Source organism: Pedobacter sp. GW460-11-11-14-TSB4, assembly GCF_059423705.1.
Window position 1 is genome coordinate 234100 of record NZ_JBWKYI010000007.1, and the last position, 25548, is coordinate 259647.

A 25548-nucleotide genomic window follows, 5' to 3' on the forward strand; every position below is an offset into this window, starting at 1 on the left:
TAATTACAACAGTTTCAATTAATGTAGCCGTCATTCCCGCGCAGGCGGGAATCTTAAAGCCAATTGCATTAGGATGATCTTCGATGAGCAATCGTGGTTCCCAATCGAGTTTGGAGTGACGATTTATGGGGATTTATTATCACCTGTTACTTTTTAAGCGTTTCCCTTTTTGCCCTCACATATTGGTTTGGCCATTCTGTATCATCGCCAAGTACCTGAGCTGCATGGGTAGGAAAATAAGCATCGCGCAGGGATTCGCGGGCAATAAAAATTAAATCAGCCTTGCCCTGTTCTAAAATTTCTTCTGCTTGCTCCGCTTCTACAATCACACCTACAGCCCCCGTATAAATGCCAATTTCATTTCTGATTTTATCTGCAAAAGGAACCTGGTAATTTGGTCCCGCAGGGATAAAAGCATCAGGTACATTTCCCCCCGATGAAGTATCTATTAAATCGACACCACGATCTTTTAACACCGCCACCAATTGTAACGAATCATTTTCATTCCAGCCGCCTTCGGTCCAGTCTGTTGCTGAGATACGTACAAATAAAGGCAAATTCTCCGGCCATACCGATTGTACGGCTTCCACCACATCGATTACCAAACGGATACGGTTTTCGAAACTTCCGCCATAAACATCAGTTCGTTTGTTGCTCAGCGGACTAAAAAACTGATGCAATAAATAACCGTGCGCAGCATGTATTTCTACTACCTTATAACCCGCCGCCAATGCACGTTGAGCGGCTGCCCGGAAGGCAAAAACAATATCCTGAATTTCTGAAATGCTTAATTCATGAGGTTCAACCTGCCCTGGCTTAAAAGGAGCTGAAGATGGTGCAACGGGTGTCCAGCTATTTTCGCCTGCAGCTAGCTGCTCACCACCTTTCCAGGGCACCTCACAACTGGCTTTTCTACCGGCATGCGCCAATTGGATCCCTGCAATCGCACCGTTATCATGAATGAAAGAAACAATCTGTTTCAGTTTATCTATATGTTCATCTTTCCAGATGCCCAAATCGGCATAGGTAATTCTTCCTTCTGCAGTTACCGCAGAAGCTTCCTGAATAATCAATCCCGCGCCACCAACTGCACGACTACCCAAGTGCACCAAATGCCAATCGTTGGCAAAACCATCAACGGCAGAATACTGGCACATTGGCGAAATAACAATTCTATTTTTTAAGGTTACATCCTTTATGGTAAAAGGAGAAAATAATTTAGACATATCGTGTGATTTGCTTTTCCACAAACATACAACCTCCAATTAAAGATGTTTTAATGCAACAATTATTAAACTGATATTTTACCTTTCCATGGCGGAGAGGGGAAAGCGTGGAGTGTGGCGAATAGCATTGAGGCTATATCTATACAAACCACACTGGCTAGGAGAAAATCACGGAAGTCATAACTCACATGGCATTAGAGCATAAATCAATTCCATCATCCATTTTACATTTTCCATAGTCAAACGCTTATCGCTAAACTTTTTTCTTCAAAAATTTGGAGATCACAAAACAACATCATACATTAGTGTATTATTTAACTAATACAGCAATATGATCAACATTAACAATCTTAATTTTGGCTACAGCAAGCATAAGCCATTATTTAAAAATATGAGCATGCGGTTAAGCAACGGCCATATTTACGGTTTGCTTGGAAAAAACGGAGCCGGTAAATCGAGCTTATTAAAAAACCTGGCCGGTTTGGTGTATGCACAGAGTGGTACATTGGATGTAATGGGTTTTAATCCTGCAAAAAGACAGCCAGCACTCTTAGCGCAAATCTGTTTTATACCAGAAGAATTTTATTTGCCATCGGTAAAAATTGATGCCTACCTAAAAGCAAATGCACCATTTTACAAAAATTTTGATCATGATTATTTTGCAAGACTTTTAAAAGAATTTGATATTCCGGCAAGCAATAACCTGGTTGATATGAGTTATGGACAAAAGAAAAAATTCATCATTGCTTTCGGATTAGCTACTCAGGCTAAGCTGATCATTATGGATGAGCCTACGAATGGCTTAGATATTCCATCAAAAGCGCAGTTCAGAAAAATTATGGCCTCTGCCATGACAGATGATCGCTGTATCATCATCTCTACCCATCAGGTAAGGGATTTGGATAACCTGATTGATACCGTGATTATGCTTGATGAAAACGATATTGCCCTAAAAGCATCGGTAGAAGAAATTACCGCTAAATTAACTTTCAAAAAAGTTAAAGAAATAGACGATAGCATTTTTTATGCAGAACCATCGTTATCGGGCTATAATGCGGTAATGCCGAACTATCACCACGAAGAAAGTAAATTGGACATGGAACTTCTTTTCAACGCTATCCTTGCCGAAAAAATCAAATTTAAACCTTTATTCAGCTAAACCATGAACAACACCTTTAATATCAATCGATTTGGCTTATTGCTTAGAAGACGGTGGCTCGAATTTGGGAAAGTTTACCTCATGAGTTTAATAATACTCACTATAATTATTGTTGGTTTCTATCTTTTCAACATCCCTCGATATAAGAGCTCTTATTTTAGATGGGATGATAATGAACATGTGCGACTGGGCTTCCGGGTAGTTATTTTTCTTATGATTGGATTTCTATTTCTTACCATAGAAGCCAGTGCATACTTTAATTCGCTAGGCCAAAAACCTAAGGCCATTATGGAGTTAATGACCCCTGCCTCAGTTACTGAGAAATTTCTTTGTGCTTTTCTTTATACATCTATCCTTAGTATTCTGAGCTATCTGCTCATTTTTTATGTAATCGATGCAATTTTTGTAAGTTATCTTAATGAGTTATGGGAAAATAAAAAAGCCATTAATTATAATACAGGTAAGCTTACTGTAATTTCTTTCAGTACCGTTTTTGATGACCTGACGGCCGACAGAGAGTTTAAATTTTTATTCGCGCTCCCTTTTTTCTTTACGAGTATTTTTCTCTTAGGTTCTGTGTACTTTAATCGTTTTCACTATATCAAAACCGCCTTATCTGTTACCGTATTTTTCGCGCTGGTATTTTTTATAACACTCAAATTCTCAACATGGCTAACAGAAAATAAAAGTGTTAAATATATTATTGGCGGCAACGAGAAAGGTTTTGTTTTGACCACATTTTTTTGGACAACAATTGCACTCAGTCTTATTATTTGGTTAATAGTCTACGTTCGTCTCAAAGAAAAAGAAGTTTAATTTTTAAAAGGTATAGATATGGAATTTAGAGATAACAAGGCAATATACCTTCAAATAGCAGAATATGTTTGCGAACACATTCTGCTAGGAAAATGGAAGGCCGACGAGAAAGTTCCTTCGGTGCGGGAACTGGCCGTAGAAATGGAAGTAAATCCGAATACGGTAATGCGCACCTACGAGCTGCTGCAAAACAAGAACATCATTAACAATAAAAGAGGAATTGGTTTTTTTGTAGATGAAACGGCCATAGATAATGTAAGAAACTACAGAAAACAGCAATTCATTACGGATGATCTGCCTGTGGTTTTCAGGAATATTTATCTGCTTAATATTGGTTTTGAAGAATTGGAAAATCAATATAAAACATTTGTAAAAGAGAACTTTAACGCCTAATAGAATGAAAACAAGTAATAAATTACTAACCGCGCTCGCCGCACTTTTAATTATTATTCCAATAATAGTTGTGGCAGTTAATGTCAAGATAAATTATAGGCCTACAAACGGCGATAGCTTTGTAGAGGAACAAGAAATAAATGCAGAGCCTTTTGATACAGAATCTTCTGGCAGAACTTCAATACCAATCAAAACTCCTTTTCACAGCGTTAATATTCCTGATGCAAAAAGAATTTATCTAGAATTACACTTTATAAAAAGTGCAAAATCAGGGGTAAAAGTGCCGACGGACATGAAAAATGGTATCAATTTTAGCGTAAGTAGTACCGGTGCACTGCAAATCAATTTTGGCGATAAGCTTAACCGATCGGGTAATCATCGCAATGGCATAGTGATACTGGTATATAGTCCAGATATTGATGAGCTTAACCTCAATAATTCCTCTAATCTGGTTTTAACTGCAAAAACTGACACTTTAAATGTGAATTTAAAAAAATCTGGTTCATTAAGCTTTGGCTCACCCATTACATTCAGCAATGAAAAAACAACAAAAATAATAAATCAAACAGACATCAAACAATTGAACGTAAATCTTGATAGCGCTGTTTTTTATTCAAGAATCAACTCTTACAAGAATTTGAATATTTCCTGCAAAAATTCATCAGTAAGTATTCATGCAGATGAACAAGAAAGTATTAGCATTGGTAATTTAACCATTAATACCTTCGGAAAATCTGATGTTAAGATTGAAAACGCAATAGTGAGCAAAATTTCGGGAAGTTTATCAGACGAAACAACGATAGCCATGCCTGTAAAATATTTAAAACAGATGCTGAAGAATTAATTCAGATTATTTTAAAGCATGATCTTCTCTGTGATTTTGCAAAAAGGGCATGATTTTTAAGCTAACTAATTGGCAAAAGTTTAACTTGGGCCAATTAGTTTTTTTAGTTTTACATCATACCCCATTATGAAGAGATTTTTCTTTCTACTAGCGTTTATCCTGTTCGTTTTTAGCCAGGCACAAGCACAAAAAACCGACACCCTGTCCATCACCCTCGATAACGTTAAATACCCATATCCGGTTAAATATTTCCCAATCAATACCGAAGGACAAGATATTAAAATGGCCTATATGGATGTTGCACCCACTTCAGCTGCAAATGGAAAAACAGCGATCCTTTTCCATGGCAAAAACTTTGGCGGTTACTACTGGGGCAATGTAATCAAAGCCTTAACCAATATTGGTTATCGTGTTATCGTACCTGATCAGATTGGTTTTGGTAAATCATCTAAAGCATTTATCCATTACAGCTTCCATCAAATGGCCACCTGGAATAAAAGACTTCTAGATACACTGGGCGTTCAGAAAACAGTAGTTTTAGGTCATAGCATGGGCGGTATGCTGGCTACACGTTTTGCATTGATGTATCCTGAAACAACCGAAAAGCTCTTGCTCGAAAATCCAATCGGACTTGAAGATTATAAAACTTTCATCCCCTATATCACTACTGCACAACAGTACCAAACTGAACTTAAAACCACAGCTGAAAGTGTACGGAAGTATTACCAGGGCTCTTACTTTACTTATTGGAAACCCGAATACGAATACCTGGTGAGTATTGCCGGAGGTGTAACCAACAGTTCTGATTACCCACGATGGGCTAAAGTTGCCGCATTAACCTATACCATGATTTATGAACAACCTGTAGTGTACGAGTTTCAAAATTTAAAGGTACCTACTGTTTTATTTATCGGTAAGGAAGACAAAACCATTGTAGGTAAAGGATTACTTAGCCCTGATCAGCAGGCTTTACACGGGCAATATAAACTTTTAGGGAAACAGACGGCAGCCAAAATTATCGGTGCTAAAATTATCGAATTTGATGCCTGCGGGCATATTCCGCATATCGAGATTCCAACGGAGTTTTTGGTGGCGTTAACAGGTAGTTTGTAATTTGCTATCAGACCTTATAGGTTCTTGAAACCTATAAGGTCTACAACGTTAAACCTAATTAACCTCTTTCCCTACAATTTTATTAATACCCTGCATTTCGAAATCGATGTCTTGCCCCATCGATTTCATTTTACCATACAGTTCTACACGAAGGTGGCTATTTAATACAATTCCGGTTTTCATATCAAGTGAAGTCTCTCCAGAATTGGTTCCTTGTAAATCTGTTTCCATTTTGTTGCCCATCACTTCAAAATTCCCTTTCGATAGCAGTGTTCCTTTTACGCCAAGTGTGGCGATGCCATCTTTCACTTCCTTCAAGGTGTATTGCGTAATCGTTTCAATGGGCATACCCATCTGCATTTTGGTATCAACGGTCCAGCTGTCGCCTATTTTAACGGCTCTGTCTGGATAGATTTTAAACGACGATTCCATGGTTTGTTTCATTACCTCGTTGCTAAACTGCTTGCTTAAAGCATTTTTAATCTGTTTAACCTGACTGGTATCCTTAGTCATCCTGGCCGCCATATTATCGAGCATTTTATCAATACCCGCAACTGTTTTAATCGCACCATTTGGAGTTACCGTCATGTAAAAAGAAGCACCTTTGAAACCGCTAAAAGGATTTTTTTGGGTACTATCCTGATCATCTGAGCTATAGGTCATGGTGTTGCCCATCGCCACAGATTTTATGAAAATCTTGTTATAGGTAACTTTAATATCCTTTTCGCCATAATGGCCTTCGGTAATATCAAAAGTATAATCTGTTCCGATATTTTGGGTTAAATGTACATCCCGGCCAGCAACTTTCTGATTAATAATCTGATCGGAAGTGATTGTAAAATCGTACTTATAACCTGTTGGATAATTTTGTCTTAATACATAGGTTTTCTGTGCAAAGGCACTGATGGTAATCAGACTACAGATAATTGTTGCAAATATTTTCATTTAGTAATTTGTTATTTAACCCGCAGGCTGTTGCGCAAAAATGCGGCTTAACTGAAAATACAATTCAGGGTGTTTATCCCTTAGCTGTTCAGGCTTTTCAAAGAAATATTCAGAAACTACTGCAAAAAATTCGGCCTGGTTGGTGATGGCATAAGGATTAATATCCGATTTGTTATCCTCAATTTTTTCCATTTCCTCATGCATCATTTTAATCCAGGGTAAGGTATACTCATGGGCTATTAAATTCTCCGGAATACCATCAGTTGCACCATCAGATTTATCCAAAAGGTGCACAAATTCATGTATAGCGGTATTTTCTTTCCCTGCACTTTTAGAGAAACCATGACGTAAAGCCGAACGCGATAAAATCATCTGTCCGTTCATATAACCTGTGCCTACCATGCCCATAATATTCCTTTCGCCACCTTCAAACTGAAAATCTTTGTTAAAAGTGTCTGGATACAGCAAAACGCTGGTTAAGTTTTTGTATTGCCAATCGTCGAAACCAAAAATCGGGATCACGGCACTTGAAGCAATCAACAGTTCATCTAAGGTAGTCATTTCTAAACCTACCGCTTCTATCTTAACCGTACTGAAAAATGCAGCTACTTTTTGCTCAAACTTAAGTTTATCAGTCGAATCGAGATTGTGGTAATAACCTACATAATCATCCAGGATCTTTTTATCTACATCTGTTAAAGGATCAATAGCCACTTTCTTTTTTTTAAGGATAAGATAAAGGGCAATTAGAAAAATAGGAATTAAGTAAGCGAATGGCAATGAGTTCATATAAGGATTACACAGATAAGGGGATTACATCGATTTAACAGATGGCACAGGTTGGATATTTTTTTGATTAGCTTTCGATAATTTCTAACTGGATTAAAACATCCTCGCGTGTAACGGGATAAGGTTTATGGTTATTTATCGCCTGATAAATGGCTTCGAAAAGCGGCAAATAACTTCCTACTTCTGATGGGATTGTCTCTTCGGTTTTATGGCCTTCGGCATCAATGGTGGTTAATAAACCATCTTTACTTTCACATTCAATACCGTAGCCCGGATCGGTTAATTTCATACCTGCCAGCAACTGTTCTTCCTGAATATCCGTTCTTTGTTTAATAAAACTTCCATTTACCCCATGTAAAATAAATCCGGCCTGCGGATTTACCACCAGCATGCTCGAAGTAACAAAAACATTCAGACTATCAGGATAGCTCAACTGGATCGAAAAATAATCATCCACCAATGTACCAGCCCTGTTTTTACCTAAAATTTTATGGAAACTTAATGGTTTGCCAAATAAACAGATTACCTGATCTAAAAGATGCGGACCTAAATCGTATAAAAGTCCGCTCGCCTCTACCGGGTTTTCTTTAAACGCCTTTGGCCCAATTACGTTGCGATAACGATCGTAACGCAAATGAACTTCAACCAGCTTACCCAGTTTACCGCCTTCAATCACCTTTTTTACAGAGGTAAAATCACTGTCCCAACGGCGGTTCTGGTAGAAAAAGATTTGTTTCCCTACGCTATCGGCAAGCTCGAAAAGTTCTTTTGCCTGTGCAGCTGTTGCCGTAAATGGTTTTTCAACCAGAATATGTTTATGCCTGCTTAATGCTGCTTTCGAGTGTTCGTAATGCAGGTTGTTGGGGGTATTAATCACCACCAGTTCTATTTCCTCATCATTCAGGAGTTCATCAACACTGTTGTAACTTGTAATATTTGGGTAATCATTTACCGCATTTTTATGGTTGCGTTCTACTATAGCCTTTAAATTGAAGCCGCTGTGTGCCTGTAAAAAAGGAGCGTGAAAAACTTTCCCTGACATGCCGTAAGCTAATAAACCCGCATTAATTGTTTTATTGATATTCGTATCCATAGGTTATAAATGTAGCTAAAAATACAATTACGATTCAAGCTTTAATGTTAAAACCGCAAAGCTTTTACTTAGGCCTTACACCTTTTTACCTTATCTTTGCCAGATATGAAGCCGTCGGAGATTAATGCCAAGTGGAAAGTTTTACAGGAAAAGATTTCAAAGGAATTTGATTCGGATTTTCCTGATTTAAAAGTAATGCTTTTTTTAATCGGTGTTCAGGAGTTGGGCAAAGGGCCAAAGAAATACAGCAAACGCCAAAAAGAGGAGCTGATGCACATTGCTACCTGCCGTTTATTGAGTGAAATGGGCTTTTATGAACTTGAGGGTTTAGACCAGGATGGCTGGCCGCATTGGACATTAATCAAAGCCATTCCACCTTATACCATGCTCGAGCAGGAAATGCTGATGAAATCGCTTGTGGTAAGTTATTTTGAAGATATTTATTCTTAGTGAACAATTTTCAGTCGCTTTACCTAACGCGATCATCTTTCCTGCCAGATAGGCCCTGAAATAAATTACCTTCGGTGAGCTCGCTCAAGGCTCGGTTACTTCGTAGCTTTCCGCTGCGCTACAGTTCAGGGTGACGAATGATGAAAGAGACCCGATACAAGATTTTTTATTTTTTGGAAAGCAAGGCCGTTCACATCTATTTAAGTTAGTCGGGCTTTTCGCTTATTCCGATTAAAATCGGAAATGCCGCTTCAATCCCATTTAAACCATTCGTTTCCTGCAGCTATTTGGGGTTGGCAGGGCGGTTAGAAAACTTCGTAAGTTTGGCCCAACCAGCACCAAAACCAAGTTAACTAAACCCGACAGCAGCGGACACCGAACGCAGTGAGGTAAAGCGAATGGCGGGGCTTTCGGAACCGATAGACACAGGAACCTGCTTTTCAAAAAACTAAAGAAAATGCACTAACAGTATCAGATGGCAACATCAGACAGCACAATTGTATCTCTATTACAGCGTTGTCAACTTAAAGAGCAGGTTGACGACAAAGTTTACAACACTCAAATGAAAACAAAAAACCCCGGTGGATGTACACCAGGGCTGCATTTATAATGACCTCATAGGTAGAGGGAATTTGCAATATTATCCTTGTTTTTGTGCGGTCGCTTTTAAGGCATCGTTAGCAACGATTACAATCTCTACGCGACGGTTAGCTGCACGGCCTGCATCAGTTTCGTTATCTGCAATTGGCTCAGCAAAACCTTTACCAATGGTAACCAATCTTGTAGATGGTACACCCTGAGAAACCGCATAAGCTTTAACTGCTGCTGCTCTTCTTTCTGATAGGCCCATGTTATATTGTTCGGTACCACGACTATCAGTATGACCGATAATTTTGATATCAGTATCAGGATATTGATTTAATGAAGAAGCTAAACTCTGGATGTTTGTTTTAGCTGCATCTTTTAAAGCCGTTTTATCGAAATCGAATAAAATACCGCTATCAAATTTTACAATAATTCCTTCTCCTTCACGAATAACTTCTGCATTAGGAATAGCTTTCTGGATTTCAGCTGCCTGTCTGTCCATTCTACGGCCGATAAAAGCTCCCGCTGTACCGCCAATAGCACCACCAATTAAGGCACCTACTGCTGTATTACCGGCTTTTTTACCGATTAATGCACCAATAACACCACCAGCTGCAGCACCAATACCAGCTCCTTTTTGTGTTTTAGTTAAACTATCACAACTTTGGAATGCCATTGAACCTACCGCTAACCCTATACTTAATGTCGCTATTCTTACTTTTGAAATACTCATAATAATCTAGATTTATAATTTCTACTCGTTATATTCAAACACAATGCCAAAAAGTAAGCAAACTGTATTTTCGACCCATTTTGACCAAATTTTACTACAAACACGAACGATACCCATAAAAAAAGAGTCCCGATCAATGGAGACTCTTCTATAATGTATCATTCTTAGTACAAAAACTAAGCAGAGAAATAACTCTCTAACTCCTTCAATGTATTTTCGTCTGTTTTAAAATCCTTAATCACCCTGCCTTTTTCAACCAGGATAATCCGGTTACACACATCGGTAACATGATTTAAATCGTGGCTGGAAATAAAGGTGGTCATGTTGCCTGTTTGCTCCTTCAACAGTTTCTTTAAACGGATCTGTGTAGTTGGGTCGAGGTTGGCAAAAGGTTCGTCTAAAATTAATATTTCCGGCCTTTGCATCAGTGCAGCCGCAATACCAACTTTATTCTGGTTTCCTTTACTAAAATCGCGAATGTATTTTCCACTGTTTAATATTTCTCCATTAAAGAACTCACCATATTGGTTCAGGTAAGCAGAAACATCAGCTACACTTAAGTTATTTAAACTGCCGATAAAAATAAAATACTCCTCAGGGGTTAAATAATCAATCAGAAAACCTTCGTCCAAAAACGATGCGGTATAGTTTTTCCAGTTATCGTTGTTCATTACGTTTTCGCCCTTCGATAAAACCTCACCATTGGTAGGACGGATTAAATCTAAAAGCATCCGAAAGAAAGTGGTTTTACCAGCGCCGTTATTCCCCACCAGGCCAACCGTTTCGCCTGGGGCAATCTGCAAATCTTCGATGTTTACAACGGTTTTATCGCCATAAACTTTTTGTAAATTCTTAACTTCTAAAATCATAATTATTCTCTAAAGCCTTCGGCTATTTTATAACGTTGTAGTTCTAATCTTTTTGCAATATAATTTACCCAAAAGCCCCTTAACAATAACATGGCCAGGCCAAAAACCGATACGGCAACCAATCCCCAATAAGGTTTGTTGAGTATACCAAAGGGCAAATAAATTAAAATAGGCGTAAGTGCATATGGAAACATTAACAGCCATTGGGTGGCTCCAGTACCCTGATAATTAAAGCTGGCCGCTTTAGTAATATCCAGTCTTTTATAATTTAATGTAGCCAGATAAAGTACCACTACAGTACCAAAACCAATATTGTATAAATAGGCAGCCAGGTGTAAGAGTAATAGCTTCGGACTTAAAAACCCGTAAAAACTTGCCAATAAGGTAATAATGGTACAGCCAATGGTAAACAGTAAAAATTTAGCCCTGATGTAATCTTTAAAATTGATTTTATTGGCTAATATCCCGTCAAAATGGGCACTTTGCCATGCAAACATAAACTGACCATAAATAATGATGGAAACACCTGTCATAAAAATAGCACCAAACATCATTTGCCCGAAAGCATCGCGGTCTATTGCTTTTTCTTTATAAAAAATAAACCCGTAAAACAGGAAGAAGAAACCAAGGATAACCGAAGAACGCGGGCGTTTGTGGCGAAGGATTAGCTTCAGCTCCAAAGCGGCCAGTTCGCCTACTTTACCAAAACGGTTAAGGAAAGCATAATCGGTACTGCCTTTTTTCTCTTGTTTTGCACTTAATTCTTCTACGTATAAATTTTTACGCAAGAAATTAGAATTGAGATAAAAGATAGCAACTGCAGCAATTGTAAAGGCAAAACCATATAAAGGATGGGCTGCGATGGCCCTGAATACCACATCAGAACCTGCCATGATTGAAATCACCTTATAATATTCTAAAGCAGCAAAGGCCGCAATAACCACCAAGCCTAAAAAAGTATACAAAGTATTGGTGATCGATTTTCGTTTGATGTACAACACCATATAGTTGTTAAAAATCATGATCGAAAATATCGAGACAATGTACATGATGGTAACCAATGCGCCATGCTCACCCCAAATTCTAACAAAACAAAAAGGCAGAAAAATAAAAAACGGCCAAAGGTTAAATGCCGAGAACAGTGCCTTAACATTTAAAAACTTAATGATCTTACTCTTTTGGATTTTGAGGTGCAGGTAAGGAATGATACTCAATGTTGGCAATTCCTGAAACTGCATGCGCATGATAAAATCGAATGCAAAATAATAGAGAATAATGCCGTTAAAGCTTGTCAGAATATTTTGATCCGGGAAAATTTTTGGAAGAAAAATACTCATTCCAAAGCCTATTCCAACAGCAACAGCAAAGAAGTAGAGCATAAAAAAACCTAGAACAACCTGTCCGGCAATGCTACTGCCACGGTTACGCGAACGCCAAAAAGATTTTCTTTGATGACTTAAAAAAGTACTCAGCATATATAGTTTAGGTATTAGTTAATCATTAATGGTTTATCTATTAGTATGCGTTTAGGAGAAAATGTTACACTAATATTTGTATTTGTCTTTCCAGTTCTGCCTAAGTTTTTCACGCAATTTCTCTTCGGCAGGATTTTTACCCGGATCGTAAAGTTTGGTGCCGCTTAATTCTTCGGGAAAATATTCCTGTGGTGAAAAATTACCTTCATATCCGTGCGAGTATTGGTAATCTTTGCCATAACCGATATTTTTCATCAGTTTGGTTGGGGCATTGCGGATATGAAGCGGTACGGGCAGGTTTCCGGTTTGTTTAACCAAAGCCTGCGCTTTGTTAATGGCTTCGTATGAGGCGTTACTTTTAGGCGAACTGGCCAGATAGGTTACACATTGGGATAAAATAATCCGTGCTTCCGGATAGCCAATTACATTTACAGCAGTGAAACAGTTATTGGCCAAAAGCAGTGCATTGGGATTAGCATTGCCAATATCTTCTGAAGACAGGATCAGCAACCTGCGGGCAATGAACAGCGGATCTTCACCTCCTTCTATCATCCGTGCCAGCCAATACACCGCTGCATTGGGGTCGCTGCCACGGATTGATTTAATAAAGGCCGAAATAATGTCGTAATGCTGCTCACCCGCTTTATCATACAAGGCAAGGTTTTGCTGGGCATGCGCCAGCACGTTTTCATTGGTGAGGACGATTTTATTCCCGCCAATGCCGTTAATAGCAATTTCGAGCACATTTAATAATTTCCGCGCATCACCACCTGATAAACGGATCAGAGCTTCGTGCTCTTTTATGGAAATGTTTTTCGCTGAAAGAATACTATCTTTTTTAATAGCCGTTTCCAGTAAACCTGCCAGCTCCGTTTCAGTTAACGATTTTAAAATATAAACCTGACAACGGGAAAGTAAAGCGGAAATTACCTCGAAAGATGGATTTTCGGTTGTTGCACCAATTAAGGTCACCAGCCCCCTTTCTACAGCCCCCAATAAACTATCCTGCTGCGATTTGCTAAAACGGTGAATCTCATCGATAAACAAAATGGGTAATCCCAAAAAACTATCTTTTAACTGTGCTGCCCGATCAATTACCTCACGGATATCTTTCACGCCACTGTTAATGGCACTTAAATTAAAAAACGGACGGTCTAAAGCCTGAGAAATAATGTATGCTAGAGTTGTTTTACCCACGCCCGGAGGTCCCCAAAAAATCATGGAGGGAAGCTGACTGCTTTCAATCGCCTTGCGTAACACGGCACCTTCTCCAACTAAATGCTGTTGACCAACATATTCATCGAGATTTTGAGGGCGCATACGTTCAGCTAAAGGAGGCAGGTTTTGCATAATGGTAAATATATAAAAATTGAGTATTTTGTTGGTCGATAATTTACTAACCAAATATGGAAAGCATAAATTCCCTATAGCTAAAACAAAAGGACGAATGCTTTAGTTCTAATTTATTATTATGGACATTAAAAACTTAGATCATCTTGTATTAACGGTTGCCAATTTAGAAAGCACCTGCAGGTTTTACAGCCTTGCCCTGGGAATGGAAATTATTGAATTTGGCGAAAACCGAAAGGCTTTGAAATTTGGAAACCAGAAAATCAACCTGCACCAATATGGATGCGAGATTGAGCCAAAAGCTTTCAAACCGATGCCCGGAACAGCCGATCTATGTTTTATTACCGATTTCCCGCTGAACGAAGTCATGCAGGAGCTTAAAGAAAAGTGCATCGAAATTGAAGAAGGACCTGTAGAGCGTAGTGGTGCAAATGGTAAAATTAGCTCAATTTATCTCCGCGATCCGGATATGAATTTAATTGAGGTGAGTAATTATTTGTAAACGCCCGCAAAGATTTTTGCCACTGAAGCACGGATTGAGTTACTGATTTATGCCGTAAATTAAAACTCAGAATGACAATGCTTTTTTATTATAAGTAAAGCAGGGCTTAGTGCCTTCGGTTCCTTTAGCCCCGCCATTCGCTACAATCTTTTTGTGCCTGTTTTCCTGATTTTATCGAAGGAGCAACAAAAAGGATTTTCGCTACTGTCGGGTTTATTCCACTTATAGCAGCAGTATTTTGCCACGGAAACACGGATTAACATGGAAGATGGCGTAATACAAGATCATATCATCATCGTTTGCAACGAGGACGGAGGAGAAAGGCGATTTTATCGCCATTTTTTTCTTATCTGCATTACAAATGCAGATCTCGATAATCCTCGTTACAAACGAGGACTATTTAAAGGGACTATTTCATGGTTATTCCACCTATAGCAGCAGCATTTTGCCACGGAAACACGGATTGACACGGAAGATGGCGTAATACAAAATTATATCGTCCTCGTTTGCAACGAGGATGGAGGGAAAGGGCGATTTTATCGCCATTTTTTTCTTATCCGCATTACAAATGCAGATCTCGATAATCCTCGTTACAAACGAGGACTATTTAAGGCAGATGGTACAAAAAGTCTAATCCTCAATTTTAGAGTGGTGTTTGGTATCTTTCATGGTGGTATATAAAATCAGCGAGATTAAAATGCATCCGGTTACATACCAGTAGAAATAATTTTCGTGCCCGATATTTTTAAACCATAATGCAAAATATTCTGCAGTTCCACCGAAAATGGCAACAGTTAAAGCATAAGGTAAGCCTACGCCCAAAGCCCTGATTTCGGCAGGGAACAGTTCTGCCTTTACTACCGCATTAATGCTCGTATAACCGCTCACAATAATCAAGGCGCCAATCATCAGCAAGAATATGATCGTCGTATTGCTTTCTCCAGCTAAGCCGGTTAAAATTGGATAGGTACACAAAGTACCCAGCACACCAAAGCCGATTAATAAAGGTTTACGCCCGATTTTATCAGACAACAGGCCAAACAAAGGCTGCAGAACGACAAAAACCAATAACGAGATGAAGGATAAAGTTGTGGAGGTTTCTTTACTGAGGTGTACCGTATTGACCAGAAATTTCTGCATATAAGTACTAAATGTATAAAAGGCAATTGTTCCACCCAAGGTTAAGCCGACTACGGTAAAAACTTCCTTTGGATATTTCATCAGTACCGCAATGCCACCTTTTTTGTCTGCCGTGTTTTTGCTTTTAAAAGCCGAGGTTTCGTCGATATGCCTGCGCAGGTACAAAGCAATGAAAGAAAGTATGGCGCCGATAAAAAATGGGATCCGCCAGCCCCATTCGTGCAGTTCAGCAGGTGTAAGCAACCAGTTTTGTAAGATTAATTGAATGCCCAGCGCCAGTAGCTGCCCGCCGATTAAGGTTACATATTGAAAGCTTGAATAAAATCCACGGTGTTTTTTAGTGGCCATTTCGCTGAGGTAAGTGGCAGAAGTTCCATATTCGCCGCCAGTACTCAAGCCCTGGATTAGCCTTGCAAAAATTAGTAATAAGGGAGCTGCTATGCCAATCTGTTTGTAACCGGGCGTTAATCCGATAATTAATGATCCTATCGCCATGATGAGTACAGAAAGTGTCATCGAACGTTTCCGCCCTAGTTTATCGGCAATGCTGCCAAACAGCCAGCCACCAATAGGGCGCATTAAAAAGCCTACTGCAAAAATGCCTGCAGTATCTAATAGCTGTGCAGTGGGATTACTATTCGGGAAAAAAGCAGGAGAAAAATAAAGCGCAAAAGCAGAATATGTGTACCAATCGTACCACTCCACAAGATTACCAACCGAACCACCAAAAATAGATTTTAACCGATATTCTACATCCTTAATTTCGTTCTGATGTATTGTTTTTTCCATAATAGAGAATGAGTGATGGAGTGGATTTTGAATGAGTGAATGAAACTTAACGTTAACACCTTTGTTAATCAAAAATATAATAATTTTATAAAGAAAGCGCAGCGTTATTCTGATGGCATTCGCTCCTGCTCTCATTCAGCACTCAATCATTAATAAAATGAAAGATAACTTTTCTACCCAATCTGCCGACTACGCTATCTACAGACCAACTTATCCGCAGGAATTATACGATTATCTGTTTTCACTGATAAAAAACAAAGAAACAGCATGGGATTGCGCTACAGGGAACGGACAAGTTGCACGCGTATTGGCCCAGCATTTTAATGCGGTTTATGCGACAGATATCAGCGAGAACCAACTAAAAAATGCCTTACAGTTACCGAATATCACCTACAAAGTTGAACCCGCAGAACAAAGCTCGGTTGGTAATGATAGTTTTGATTTAATTACGGTAGCACAGGCTATCCATTGGTTTAACTTCGAAGCATTTTATGCCGAGGTTAAAAGAACACTGAAACCAGATGGACTTTTCGCAGTGATTGGTTATGGCCTCATGTTTATCGATAAAAAGGTAGATAAGGCTGTGCATAAACTTTACGAAGATATTCTGGGTAAATATTGGGACAGTGAACGCCGTTACATTGAAGAAGGTTATAAAACCATTCCTTTCCCTTTCGAAGAAATTACTGCGCCTCATTTTCAGATTAAAAGCACCTGGAATTTTAACCAGTTGATTGGCTATTTAAATACCTGGTCTTCTTTGCAGCATTATAAAAAGGTCAATGAGCGCAATCCGCTTGAGTACATGTTTACCGAACTAAAAGAAGCCTGGGGTGATGACGCAGAGAAAAATGTTCATTTTCCGGTTTTATTGCGAATTGGACGGTAGGTTTAAGCCAAATAGATCCTGAAACAAGTTCAGGATGACGACCGCATCTCCCGCCTCTATGTGTTCTGTGAAAACCGGTGATCTCGGTGGTTAATTAAACTTCTATTTCAACAATTCCAGAATACCTAAAACAGTCAGTTTTTTCTGCTCGCCGCTTTGCATATCTTTTAATGTAAGTTCGCCGCTGGCAATTTCATCGCCACCGATTAAAATAACATAAGGGATATTCTTGGCATCAGCATAAGCCATTTGTTTCTTTAGCTTGGCTGAACTTGGATACAGTTCGGCTGAAATACCTGCATTTCTAAACTGCTGAACAATAGGCAAGGCATATTTTTCAGCTACTGCATCGAAATTGCTGATCAACACTTTTGTGCCCACTTCGGCAGAGGCTGGGAAAAGGTTTAATTCTTCCAGTACATCGTAAATGCGGTCGGCACCGAAAGAAACACCCACACCAGTTAAATCCTTCAAGCCAAACATACCGGTCAAATCATCGTAACGGCCACCCCCACCAATGCTGCCCATGGCCACTTCGTTGGTTTTAACTTCGAAAATGCAGCCGGTATAATAATTTAGTCCACGCGCTAAAGTAATGTCTAACTCTAATTTAGCCGTTAACGGTAAACCATAAGCGATCAGGCTTTCTACATATTCAAAAACCTGTTCTATTTCGGTAATGCCTTTTAAACCTGTTTCTGACTGTGCTAAAACTGCTTTCAGGCTGCGCAGTTTTTCCTCATTGCTGCCTTCCAGTAAAATTACCGGGCGAAGTTTTTCTAAATCCGCTTCTGTAAAACCACGTTCCAACAATTCTTTACTTACCCCATCTAAACCGATTTTATCCAGTTTATCGATGGCTACGGTCATATCGATAATTAAATCAGGTTTACCAATAATTTCGGCAATACCTGACAGGATTTTCCGGTTGTTGATTTTTATACTGAAATCCTTTAAACCCAGTTTGCTTAAAGCCTCATTGTAGATTAAAATAAATTCGGCTTCGTTCAATAAACTTTCCGAACCTACCACATCCACATCACACTGGTAAAACTCACGGTATCTGCCTTTTTGTGGACGATCTGCACGCCAAACCGGCTGCACCTGAAAACGTTTAAATGGCAAGGTAATTTCGTGCTGGTGCATGACTACGTAACGTGCAAAAGGCACCGTTAAATCGTAACGCAGGGCTTTTTCAGAGATCAAAGGGATTAGTTTATTACTATTGTCCTCATCAGCAAAATCGAAGGATTTCTTTTTAGGATCTTTAAGAAACTCGCCGCTATTTAAAATTTTAAAAATCAGTTTATCACCTTCATCGCCATACTTTCCTGTCAAAGTAGAAAGGTTTTCGAAACTTGGCGTTTGGATTTCTGCGTAACCGTATTTTCTGAAAACCGTTTTAATGGTATCGTAAATAAAGTTGCGTTTTACCATTTCAACCGGAGAAAAATCGCGGGTACCTTTTGCTAATGAGGGTTTAATAACTGACATAACCGCAAAAGTACAAAAATGTAGTGTTTAAAAATAAAATTTCGTCATTGCGAGAAGGAACGACAGCTTCCTCGAAAATACGGACAGGCTGTCGGCTGAAAAAGCCGCCTCGAAATGACGATCAAAGAAAAAACTACTTTCCCAACATCTCTTTTACCAATTCTCTATTGGGTTTACTTACCGGGATTTTATCGCCACTATCCATTAATAAGGTTCCGCCGTCTTCCTTCAACCAGCTTTTAACAAAACGCGGGTTAACCAGGTGGCTTTGATGTGCCCGCACAAAACCATGAGGTTTGAGCAGGTCTGCATATTCTTTTAACGATTTTGAAATTAACAATTGGTCCCCATCACTAAAGAAAAAATTGGTATAGTTGTTATCTGCTTCACACCTGATGATTTCTTCAGTATTCACATATCTGATTTCGTTCTGTTGAGGCAAAGCAATTCTGGTATTTACTTTTGCCGTTTCATTTTTATCGGCTTTTTCCTGAATTGTAGGGTTTTGATAGGCAAGCGGAGGGGCAAAATTTATGGCTACCGTATTCGGAGCCAGGTTTGATGGCGTATTCTTGTTTCTTTTGATCAAAAAATAAATCAGCATAAAAATGCCACCAAAAAATCCAAAAAATACAAGGCCTGCTACCAAAAGCATGATTATCTCTGCACTCCCCATATTCAGAAAATCGGCATAGGCAATCTGAATACCATAAGCAAGGATGAAAACCAATCCGAAGACTATCTTATTTCTCATTTTTGGCAGGTTTAATACGTTTAATTAAGTATAAACATAAAAAAATAAAACCTATAAGAAAGGTCAAAGTAAAAAAGCCAACGACCAAAAGTATTATTATCTCTGCCACACCAAGATTCAAAAATTCTGCGTGCGCCACCTGTAAGCCTAAGGAAATGATAAAGAAGAATAAAAATAATAACTGTTTCATGTTGATTGATTTAAATGTTTAGCGAAAGTACTTCCCTGGCATACATCTAAAAATCAACAATGAGAATCTGCTGGCTTACCCTGAGAATCGACGGCCAGACTTTTAGAATTTTACAAGAACTGTTATCATGCCGATTACTTTCCCAACATTTCTTTTACCATTTCCCTGTTCGGTTTACTTACCGGGATTTTATCACCACTATCCATTAACAAGGTTCCACCATCTTCCTTCAACCAGCTTTTAACAAAACGCGGGTTAACCAGGTGGCTTTGATGTGCCCGCACAAAACCGTGCGGTTTAAGCAGATCTGAATATTCTTTCAGCGGTTTCGAAATCAGGATTCTATCGCCATTAGCTAAAAAGAAAAAGGTATAGGTGTTATCGGCTACACAGCGTACAATGTCATCAACTGAAACATAACGGATTTCGTGCTGCTGGGGCAAGGCAATTTTCGGAACACCTGGCTCCTTCTTTTTAATCTGACTCAACAAAAAGTTGAGCTGCTCGCTATGTATTTTGCTTTTGGTCCTGATTTCGGCTTTTTCAACAGCGGCTTTTAGTTCATCAGGATCTACGGGTTTAAGCAGGTAATCCAGGGCCGCAAATTTTACGGCCTGAATTCCATAATTATCGTAGGCAGTTACAAAAACCACTTCAAAAGTTTTTGCTGTAAGCCGGTTTAATAAATCGAAACCAGTGGTTTTACCCATCTGGATATCCAGAAAAAGTAAATCGGGATGGTGTAAATTAACCTCACTAAAGGCATCATCAATCGTACTGGCAATGGCTACTACCTTAATATTCGGGCAATGTTTAGCCAATAAAATCTTTAGATTTTCTAAATTGGCCGTTTCATCATCTACTAAAATTGCCCGCATCTTATAACCAGTGGCTTAGTGTAATTTTAATTATCGTTCCGTCCTTATCTGCTTTCATATCCAGTAAAAAAGGCGTCTCCTTGTAAATAGAATTAAGTAAAGATATTCTGTTTTTGCTAAGCGCCAAACCCAGGCCTGTATAATCTTTGTTCACATCAAAACCGATTCCGTTATCTTTAATGCTTAAAATCAGATCGGTTAACTGCGCGGTAAAACTGATTTCGACCTTACCCTCACTACCTTTCTCCGCTATTCCATGTTTCACCGCATTTTCTACAAAGGGTTGTAAAAGCATGGCTGGTATTTCTATATTCTCCACATCTAAATCAGCTGAAGCGGTGATCTGGTACTGGAAACCAAAGCGCAGTTGTTCCATCTGTAAATAATCATCCAATAGGGTTTTCTCTGACGTTAAGCTAATGAGATCTTTATGGTCTAAGACATTTCTGGTTAAGCGGGCAAATTTAACAAGGTAGCGGTTGGCATTGTCTATTTCATTTTTATTCATTAGTGTTTGGATACCTGCTAAAGCATTGAATAAAAAATGTGGGTTTAACTGCGAGCGCACAGATTCTAATTGAAGTCTGGCAATTTCTTTTTCCTGAGATTTCTGAGTAAGTATCTTAGCAGCCTTTTTTTTGCGGTTATTAAGGATCAAAACCGATATGAGACCACAAAGGCCTCCCACTATAACACTCGAGAGCAACTCTTTCGCAGTAAAAAATTTTTCCTTTGGCTTTTCTACCGTAAATAGAAAATCTTTAGTCAATGTATTATCTTTCCAATAAGCATATGGATGAGTCTTCGGATATATTGAAATCTTGTACTTGCCAGGTTTGGTAAATTCTGAAACATCAATATCTCCAATTACGATACCTCCAGTTTTAATTGGTTTCCATCTTGGCTCTAACATGGTCGTCGAATGAGCATCAATATTCTCAACAATTATAGCATACAAAACATTGATATCTGTATTTTTCATAGCGATCCTCAAGCCCTTCACTTTTTCATCAACTATTAAATTCGTATTATTTTTTACATTCTTTGTAGAATTTGTACCCAATATATTAAAGGACAATGAACTTGGTGCTAAAAGAGGTTTATTATAGATGATTACCGAAGTGGTATTTTTTTCATTATTAATTCTGAAAATCTTAATTTCTAGTTTCTTATCTACTACATTAAATGCACCTAAATCTGCTGCAACATAATTAGGGAGTATGCTTCCACTACCCCACTTATATTTTATCCTTTCCGGAATTGCATTCTTTTTAAGAATTATTGAGTCGTTTTCGATAATGGAATATCGATAGAATTTCAGGCTATCTTTTTGTATCCGGCTTTCAAGCTCGATTGATTTCGCCTTTTGCAACAAGACGATATTTCCTAAATGAGAACCATTTAAGTATTCAAATGGAGTAACTTTCTTCGTGCCACTATCCACCACAAGAAATATGTTGTATTTTGAATATCTTACCGCAATCGAATAGTGCATTGGATTACCATACTCATCAACCAAATATTTATTTTTCTGAGCATTTGCTCCGAAAGCAAAAAGGAGCAAGTAAATAGAAAGGAATATCTTTTTCATGTGTTTAATTTTTCATAAACATCTTGTAAAAAATCTGCTCAGGAAACATTAAAACAGAATACGGCATGAATAACCTTGTAAAAGAGGGATTTGAGACAGTATTTATATTCGGGAAGAATTAGGTTTCTCGAAGATATTGCACTTTACTACGATTGACTGATTCAAAAGAAAAATTGTCATTAATAGATTTCTCGGCTGCGCTGCACTCCGCTCGAAATGACGGTTAGCTGGAGATAATATCGCTTTATTAGCCCCCGGCTTTTTTCACTTTATAGCCATCTTTCTGCAGGATGCCCATTACTTTATCGCGCACATCGCCCTGAATCATGATTTCACCATCTTTAACCGAGCCCCCTACACCACATTTGGTTTTAAGCATTTTACCCAGTACATCTAAATCTTCTGAACGGCCTTTAAAACCTGTAATTAAGGTTACAGCTTTGCCTCCACGATTCTTTTTATCGAGCATTACTCTTAAATCCTGCTGGTTATTTGGTGAAGTAACCGTATCATCAATTTCTTCTTCATATTCGAACTCCGGATTGGTAGAATACATAATTCCGCCAAGATCGCTTAAACTATTTTTCTTTGGTTTCATGTTTTATAAAAGTTCATTGGTTCACTGGCCATTGGTTCATTGGGGTTAACCGGTTAATTGCCTAAATCGGTTAATCGACGCCAAACTCCAAACGCTCCACTCCAAACTTAACTAGGGCACAATCACTTTTAACGAAAGTGGGTTTACAACCGCCTCAATTTCTGTTCCCATTTGTAAGGGTTCGCCGTCCACATGTACTGCGCCAGCTTTTTCCCTGGTAATTTTAATGTTTTTGCCTTTAATAATTTCAATCATATCTGAGGTTTCGGCCTTCCCCCTTAACATGACATAACCCAATAAGGGCAGTTTTATAATCGGAAAAGGTTTAATAATGCATACATCCAGCAAACCATCTTTCACTGAAGCATTAGGCGAAATATAAACGTCGTTTCCATATTGAGAAGAATTGGCAATGCTAATGGCGAAAGCTTTTCTGGTGTATGCAACACCATCAATATTTAACAAATAAGTTTGTGCTTTATAGTTAAAAACTTCTTTAAAGCCCAGCTTTACATAACCCGATAAGCCTCGTTTTTTATCTTTCGAAAAAACCGAACTTAAATGCGCATCGAATCCCATACCGGCCAGATTAAAAAAACATTTATTATTAAACTCGGCAGTATCAATCTCATCAACCTTAAAAGTATTGATCAGGGAAAGTGCATACCTTAAATTTTTCGATATCCTTAAAAACCTGGCTAGTCCGTTTCCCGATCCAAGTGGTAAAATCCCCAAAATCTTTTTGTGTTTTAATACCTTGCTGGCCACTTCGTTAATGGTACCGTCGCCTCCCGCAGCAACAATTACATCAAAATTTTTAGTTGCCGCTTCGTCTGCCAGTTCTCCGGCATGGCCCACATATTCGCTAAAAACAAAGTTTGGATTAAACTTTTCCTTATCCAGGTATTGATCAATAAAATCAGGGATGCGTAACTTTCCTCTCCCACCAGAGATAGGGTTTATAATAAAGAGGATATTGATCTTTGTGTGCAAAGTGTAAGAATGAATGCACAAAATAATCTATAATTTTTGAAATAAAGAAAATATGCTAATTTTGCAGCAGTAAAAAAGTGGATTGATTTGCTATCCCGATACCACGGGACCGGATTGCAACCACTTAAAAAAATTGCTAATGCCTCCTTTCAATCATTTCAACACCTGTTTCCAAGGGGTTTGGCAATTATTAATTTGTTTATTTATCATTAATTTATTTAATAAATGTCGTATTTATTTACATCAGAATCTGTTTCTGAGGGTCACCCAGATAAAATCGCCGATCAAATTTCGGATGCATTAATTGATAACTTCTTAGCTTTCGATCCGGAATCAAAGGTTGCTTGTGAAACTTTGGTAACTACCGGTCAGGTTATTTTAGCGGGTGAGGTAAAATCTAAAACATATTTAGATGTACAACAAATTGCCCGCGATGTAATCAAGAAAATTGGTTACACCAAAAGCGAGTATATGTTTGAGGCTAACTCTTGCGGAATTTTATCGGCAATACACGAGCAATCTCAGGACATTAACCAGGGTGTAGATAGAAGCAACAAAGAAGAACAAGGTGCAGGCGATCAGGGGATGATGTTTGGTTACGCTACCAACGAAACGGAAGATTACATGCCTTTGGCATTAAACCTTTCTCATAAATTATTACAGGAACTGGCTGTTTTACGTCGCGAGAATAACGAAATTACTTATTTACGCCCGGATGCGAAAAGCCAGGTTACTTTAGAGTACGACGATAACAACAAACCAGTTCGTATCGATGCGATTGTAATTTCTACACAGCATGATGATTTTGATGAAGAAGCAGCCATGTTGGCCAAAATCAAAACTGATTTAGTGAATATCCTGATTCCAAGAATTATCAAAGCCAATCCTGCTTATGCACATTTATTTAACGATAAAATTGAATACCACATTAACCCAACCGGTAAATTTGTAATCGGTGGTCCGCATGGCGATACAGGTTTAACCGGAAGAAAAATCATTGTTGATACTTACGGTGGTAAAGGTGCACATGGTGGTGGTGCTTTCTCAGGTAAAGATCCAAGTAAAGTAGATAGAAGTGCGGCTTATGCTACACGACATATCGCTAAAAACTTAGTGGCTGCAGGTGTGGCCGACGAAATTTTGGTTCAGGTATCGTACGCTATCGGTGTTGCAAAGCCAATGGGTATTTACATCAATACTTACGGCACGGGTAAAGTGGGTAAAACAGATGGCGAGATTGCTAAAATTGTAGAATCGATTTTCGATATGCGTCCTTACTTTATTGAGCAACGTTTAAAATTAAGAAACCCAATTTATAGCGAAACTGCTGCTTACGGACACATGGGCCGTACACCAGAAACCGTTACCAAAACTTTCAGAACACCAAACGGTGAAGAAAAAACAGTTACGGTTGATTTGTTTACCTGGGAGAAATTAGATTACGTAGATCAGGTTAAAGCTGCTTTCGGCATTTAATTCTTCAAAATAAATTTATAGAAAAAGGCGTTTTGCAGATTTGCAGAACGCCTTTTTTTGTTGTGCTAAATTTATGCGGACAGATTCCACATTTGGTGGCTTAGCAAACCGCAGAAAAATAATTGATCACTTTATTGAAAAGCAGGTTTCTGAGTACATTGGTTTCGAAAGTCCCGCTACACGCTATACTTCGTACCGCTGCTATCGGGTTTAGTTAACCTGGGCCGGTGGTTCTTAGGCGAGGTATATTCTTAAAATAAATATTTTGGAGCCTTGCAGAATGCCGGTAATAGTAGCAAAAGCCTAATCTACCTAAACCTGTATTCTATGGTTTATGCAAATAAAAAGTTTTTTTTCTGAGAAGCATTACTTTAGATTTATGCAGCAGGCTCCAGGAGGTATGGCGTACCTCTT

25 protein-coding genes are annotated in these 25548 nt (G+C 38.6%); 9 read left to right on the plus strand and 16 right to left on the minus strand.

All coding sequences use genetic code 11. The annotated features are described in order from the left end of the window. Positions 1–146 precede the first annotated feature (146 nt). The gene (locus AC07YT_RS09905) at positions 147–1226 is read right to left on the minus strand and encodes an NADH:flavin oxidoreductase/NADH oxidase (RefSeq protein WP_086548686.1); all 1080 of its coding nucleotides are present in this window, start codon (positions 1224–1226) and stop codon (positions 147–149) included. Positions 1227–1557: 331 nt separating this feature from the next. Between AC07YT_RS09905 and AC07YT_RS09910 the strand changes: the two genes are divergently transcribed. From AC07YT_RS09910 to AC07YT_RS09930, 5 genes are all read left to right on the plus strand, one after another. After that, the gene (locus AC07YT_RS09910) at positions 1558–2385 is read left to right on the plus strand and encodes an ABC transporter ATP-binding protein (RefSeq protein WP_086548685.1); all 828 of its coding nucleotides are present in this window, start codon (positions 1558–1560) and stop codon (positions 2383–2385) included. Positions 2386–2598: 213 nt separating this feature from the next. Then, on the plus strand, positions 2599–3201 hold the full coding sequence (locus tag AC07YT_RS09915; RefSeq protein WP_494945298.1) for a hypothetical protein: 603 nt from the start codon (positions 2599–2601) through the stop codon (positions 3199–3201). A gap of 18 nt (positions 3202–3219) precedes the next feature. After that, entirely contained in the window at positions 3220–3594 is a 375-nt protein-coding gene (locus AC07YT_RS09920; protein WP_086548683.1) for a GntR family transcriptional regulator, read from the plus strand. A 4-nt stretch (positions 3595–3598) separates the two neighbouring features. Then, positions 3599–4438 (plus strand): GIN domain-containing protein, encoded by an 840-nt coding sequence (locus AC07YT_RS09925; RefSeq protein ID WP_086548682.1) that lies wholly within the window; start codon positions 3599–3601, stop codon positions 4436–4438. 126 nt (positions 4439–4564) lie between these two features. Beyond that, on the plus strand, positions 4565–5551 hold the full coding sequence (locus tag AC07YT_RS09930; RefSeq protein ID WP_086548681.1) for an alpha/beta fold hydrolase: 987 nt from the start codon (positions 4565–4567) through the stop codon (positions 5549–5551). A gap of 54 nt (positions 5552–5605) precedes the next feature. Here AC07YT_RS09930 and AC07YT_RS09935 read toward each other — a convergent pair whose 3' ends face one another. The 3 genes from AC07YT_RS09935 to AC07YT_RS09945 form a co-directional block, all read right to left on the minus strand. Next, complete coding sequence (locus AC07YT_RS09935) at positions 5606–6496, minus strand: DUF6263 family protein (RefSeq protein ID WP_086548680.1); 891 nt, start codon at positions 6494–6496, stop codon at positions 5606–5608. 15 nt (positions 6497–6511) lie between these two features. Then, positions 6512–7285 (minus strand): M90 family metallopeptidase, encoded by a 774-nt coding sequence (locus tag AC07YT_RS09940; protein WP_086548679.1) that lies wholly within the window; start codon positions 7283–7285, stop codon positions 6512–6514. Between the two features lie 67 nt (positions 7286–7352). Then, positions 7353–8378, minus strand: a complete 1026-nt coding sequence (locus AC07YT_RS09945) for a Gfo/Idh/MocA family oxidoreductase (protein WP_086548678.1) — start codon at positions 8376–8378, stop codon at positions 7353–7355. Between the two features lie 105 nt (positions 8379–8483). Here AC07YT_RS09945 and AC07YT_RS09950 point away from each other — a divergent pair, with 105 nt between their 5' ends. Further along, positions 8484–8828, plus strand: coding sequence for a hypothetical protein (locus AC07YT_RS09950; RefSeq protein ID WP_086548677.1), 345 nt, complete (start codon positions 8484–8486; stop codon positions 8826–8828). Between the two features lie 640 nt (positions 8829–9468). Here AC07YT_RS09950 and AC07YT_RS09955 read toward each other — a convergent pair. From AC07YT_RS09955 to AC07YT_RS09970, 4 genes are all read right to left on the minus strand, one after another. Continuing rightward, positions 9469–10146: a YiaD family glycine zipper/OmpA-like lipoprotein gene (locus AC07YT_RS09955; protein WP_208745766.1), complete on the minus strand. Its 678-nt coding sequence runs from the start codon at positions 10144–10146 to the stop codon at positions 9469–9471. Positions 10147–10322: 176 nt separating this feature from the next. Next, entirely contained in the window at positions 10323–11015 is a 693-nt protein-coding gene (locus tag AC07YT_RS09960; protein WP_086548675.1) for an ABC transporter ATP-binding protein, read from the minus strand. A 2-nt stretch (positions 11016–11017) separates the two neighbouring features. Beyond that, positions 11018–12490: a DUF5687 family protein gene (locus AC07YT_RS09965; RefSeq protein WP_086548674.1), complete on the minus strand. Its 1473-nt coding sequence runs from the start codon at positions 12488–12490 to the stop codon at positions 11018–11020. Between the two features lie 69 nt (positions 12491–12559). Beyond that, positions 12560–13840: a replication-associated recombination protein A gene (locus AC07YT_RS09970; protein ID WP_086548673.1), complete on the minus strand. Its 1281-nt coding sequence runs from the start codon at positions 13838–13840 to the stop codon at positions 12560–12562. A gap of 121 nt (positions 13841–13961) precedes the next feature. Here AC07YT_RS09970 and AC07YT_RS09975 point away from each other — a divergent pair, with 121 nt between their 5' ends. Continuing rightward, positions 13962–14342, plus strand: a complete 381-nt coding sequence (locus AC07YT_RS09975) for a VOC family protein (RefSeq protein ID WP_086548672.1) — start codon at positions 13962–13964, stop codon at positions 14340–14342. Between the two features lie 630 nt (positions 14343–14972). Here AC07YT_RS09975 and AC07YT_RS09980 read toward each other — a convergent pair. Beyond that, on the minus strand, positions 14973–16271 hold the full coding sequence (locus AC07YT_RS09980) for an MFS transporter (protein WP_145954293.1): 1299 nt from the start codon (positions 16269–16271) through the stop codon (positions 14973–14975). Positions 16272–16428: 157 nt separating this feature from the next. Between AC07YT_RS09980 and AC07YT_RS09985 the strand changes: the two genes are divergently transcribed. Further along, positions 16429–17160: a class I SAM-dependent methyltransferase gene (locus AC07YT_RS09985; RefSeq protein ID WP_086549478.1), complete on the plus strand. Its 732-nt coding sequence runs from the start codon at positions 16429–16431 to the stop codon at positions 17158–17160. Between the two features lie 102 nt (positions 17161–17262). On the opposite strand, the gene hisS is transcribed toward AC07YT_RS09985, so the two are convergent. The 7 genes from hisS to AC07YT_RS10020 form a co-directional block, all read right to left on the minus strand. Continuing rightward, complete coding sequence (hisS, locus tag AC07YT_RS09990) at positions 17263–18654, minus strand: histidine--tRNA ligase (RefSeq protein ID WP_086548671.1); 1392 nt, start codon at positions 18652–18654, stop codon at positions 17263–17265. 133 nt (positions 18655–18787) lie between these two features. Continuing rightward, positions 18788–19408: a LytR/AlgR family response regulator transcription factor gene (locus AC07YT_RS09995; protein WP_086548670.1), complete on the minus strand. Its 621-nt coding sequence runs from the start codon at positions 19406–19408 to the stop codon at positions 18788–18790. Then, the gene (locus AC07YT_RS10000; protein WP_086548669.1) at positions 19398–19598 is read right to left on the minus strand and encodes a hypothetical protein; all 201 of its coding nucleotides are present in this window, start codon (positions 19596–19598) and stop codon (positions 19398–19400) included. The genes AC07YT_RS09995 and AC07YT_RS10000 overlap by 11 nt, the downstream gene beginning before the upstream one ends. Positions 19599–19732: 134 nt before the next feature. Continuing rightward, positions 19733–20476 carry a LytR/AlgR family response regulator transcription factor gene (locus AC07YT_RS10005; protein ID WP_086548668.1) on the minus strand — a complete coding sequence of 248 codons (744 nt, stop codon included), beginning with the start codon at positions 20474–20476 and terminating at the stop codon, positions 19733–19735. Between the two features lies 1 nt (position 20477). Then, positions 20478–22067 (minus strand): sensor histidine kinase, encoded by a 1590-nt coding sequence (locus AC07YT_RS10010; RefSeq protein WP_086548667.1) that lies wholly within the window; start codon positions 22065–22067, stop codon positions 20478–20480. Between the two features lie 247 nt (positions 22068–22314). After that, positions 22315–22665 carry a translation initiation factor gene (locus AC07YT_RS10015; RefSeq protein ID WP_086548666.1) on the minus strand — a complete coding sequence of 117 codons (351 nt, stop codon included), beginning with the start codon at positions 22663–22665 and terminating at the stop codon, positions 22315–22317. A gap of 111 nt (positions 22666–22776) precedes the next feature. Next, positions 22777–23658, minus strand: a complete 882-nt coding sequence (locus AC07YT_RS10020) for a diacylglycerol/lipid kinase family protein (protein ID WP_494945299.1) — start codon at positions 23656–23658, stop codon at positions 22777–22779. Between the two features lie 225 nt (positions 23659–23883). Here AC07YT_RS10020 and metK point away from each other — a divergent pair, with 225 nt between their 5' ends. Next, on the plus strand, positions 23884–25134 hold the full coding sequence (gene metK / locus AC07YT_RS10025) for a methionine adenosyltransferase (protein ID WP_086548664.1): 1251 nt from the start codon (positions 23884–23886) through the stop codon (positions 25132–25134). Positions 25135–25548: the final 414 nt, after the last annotated feature.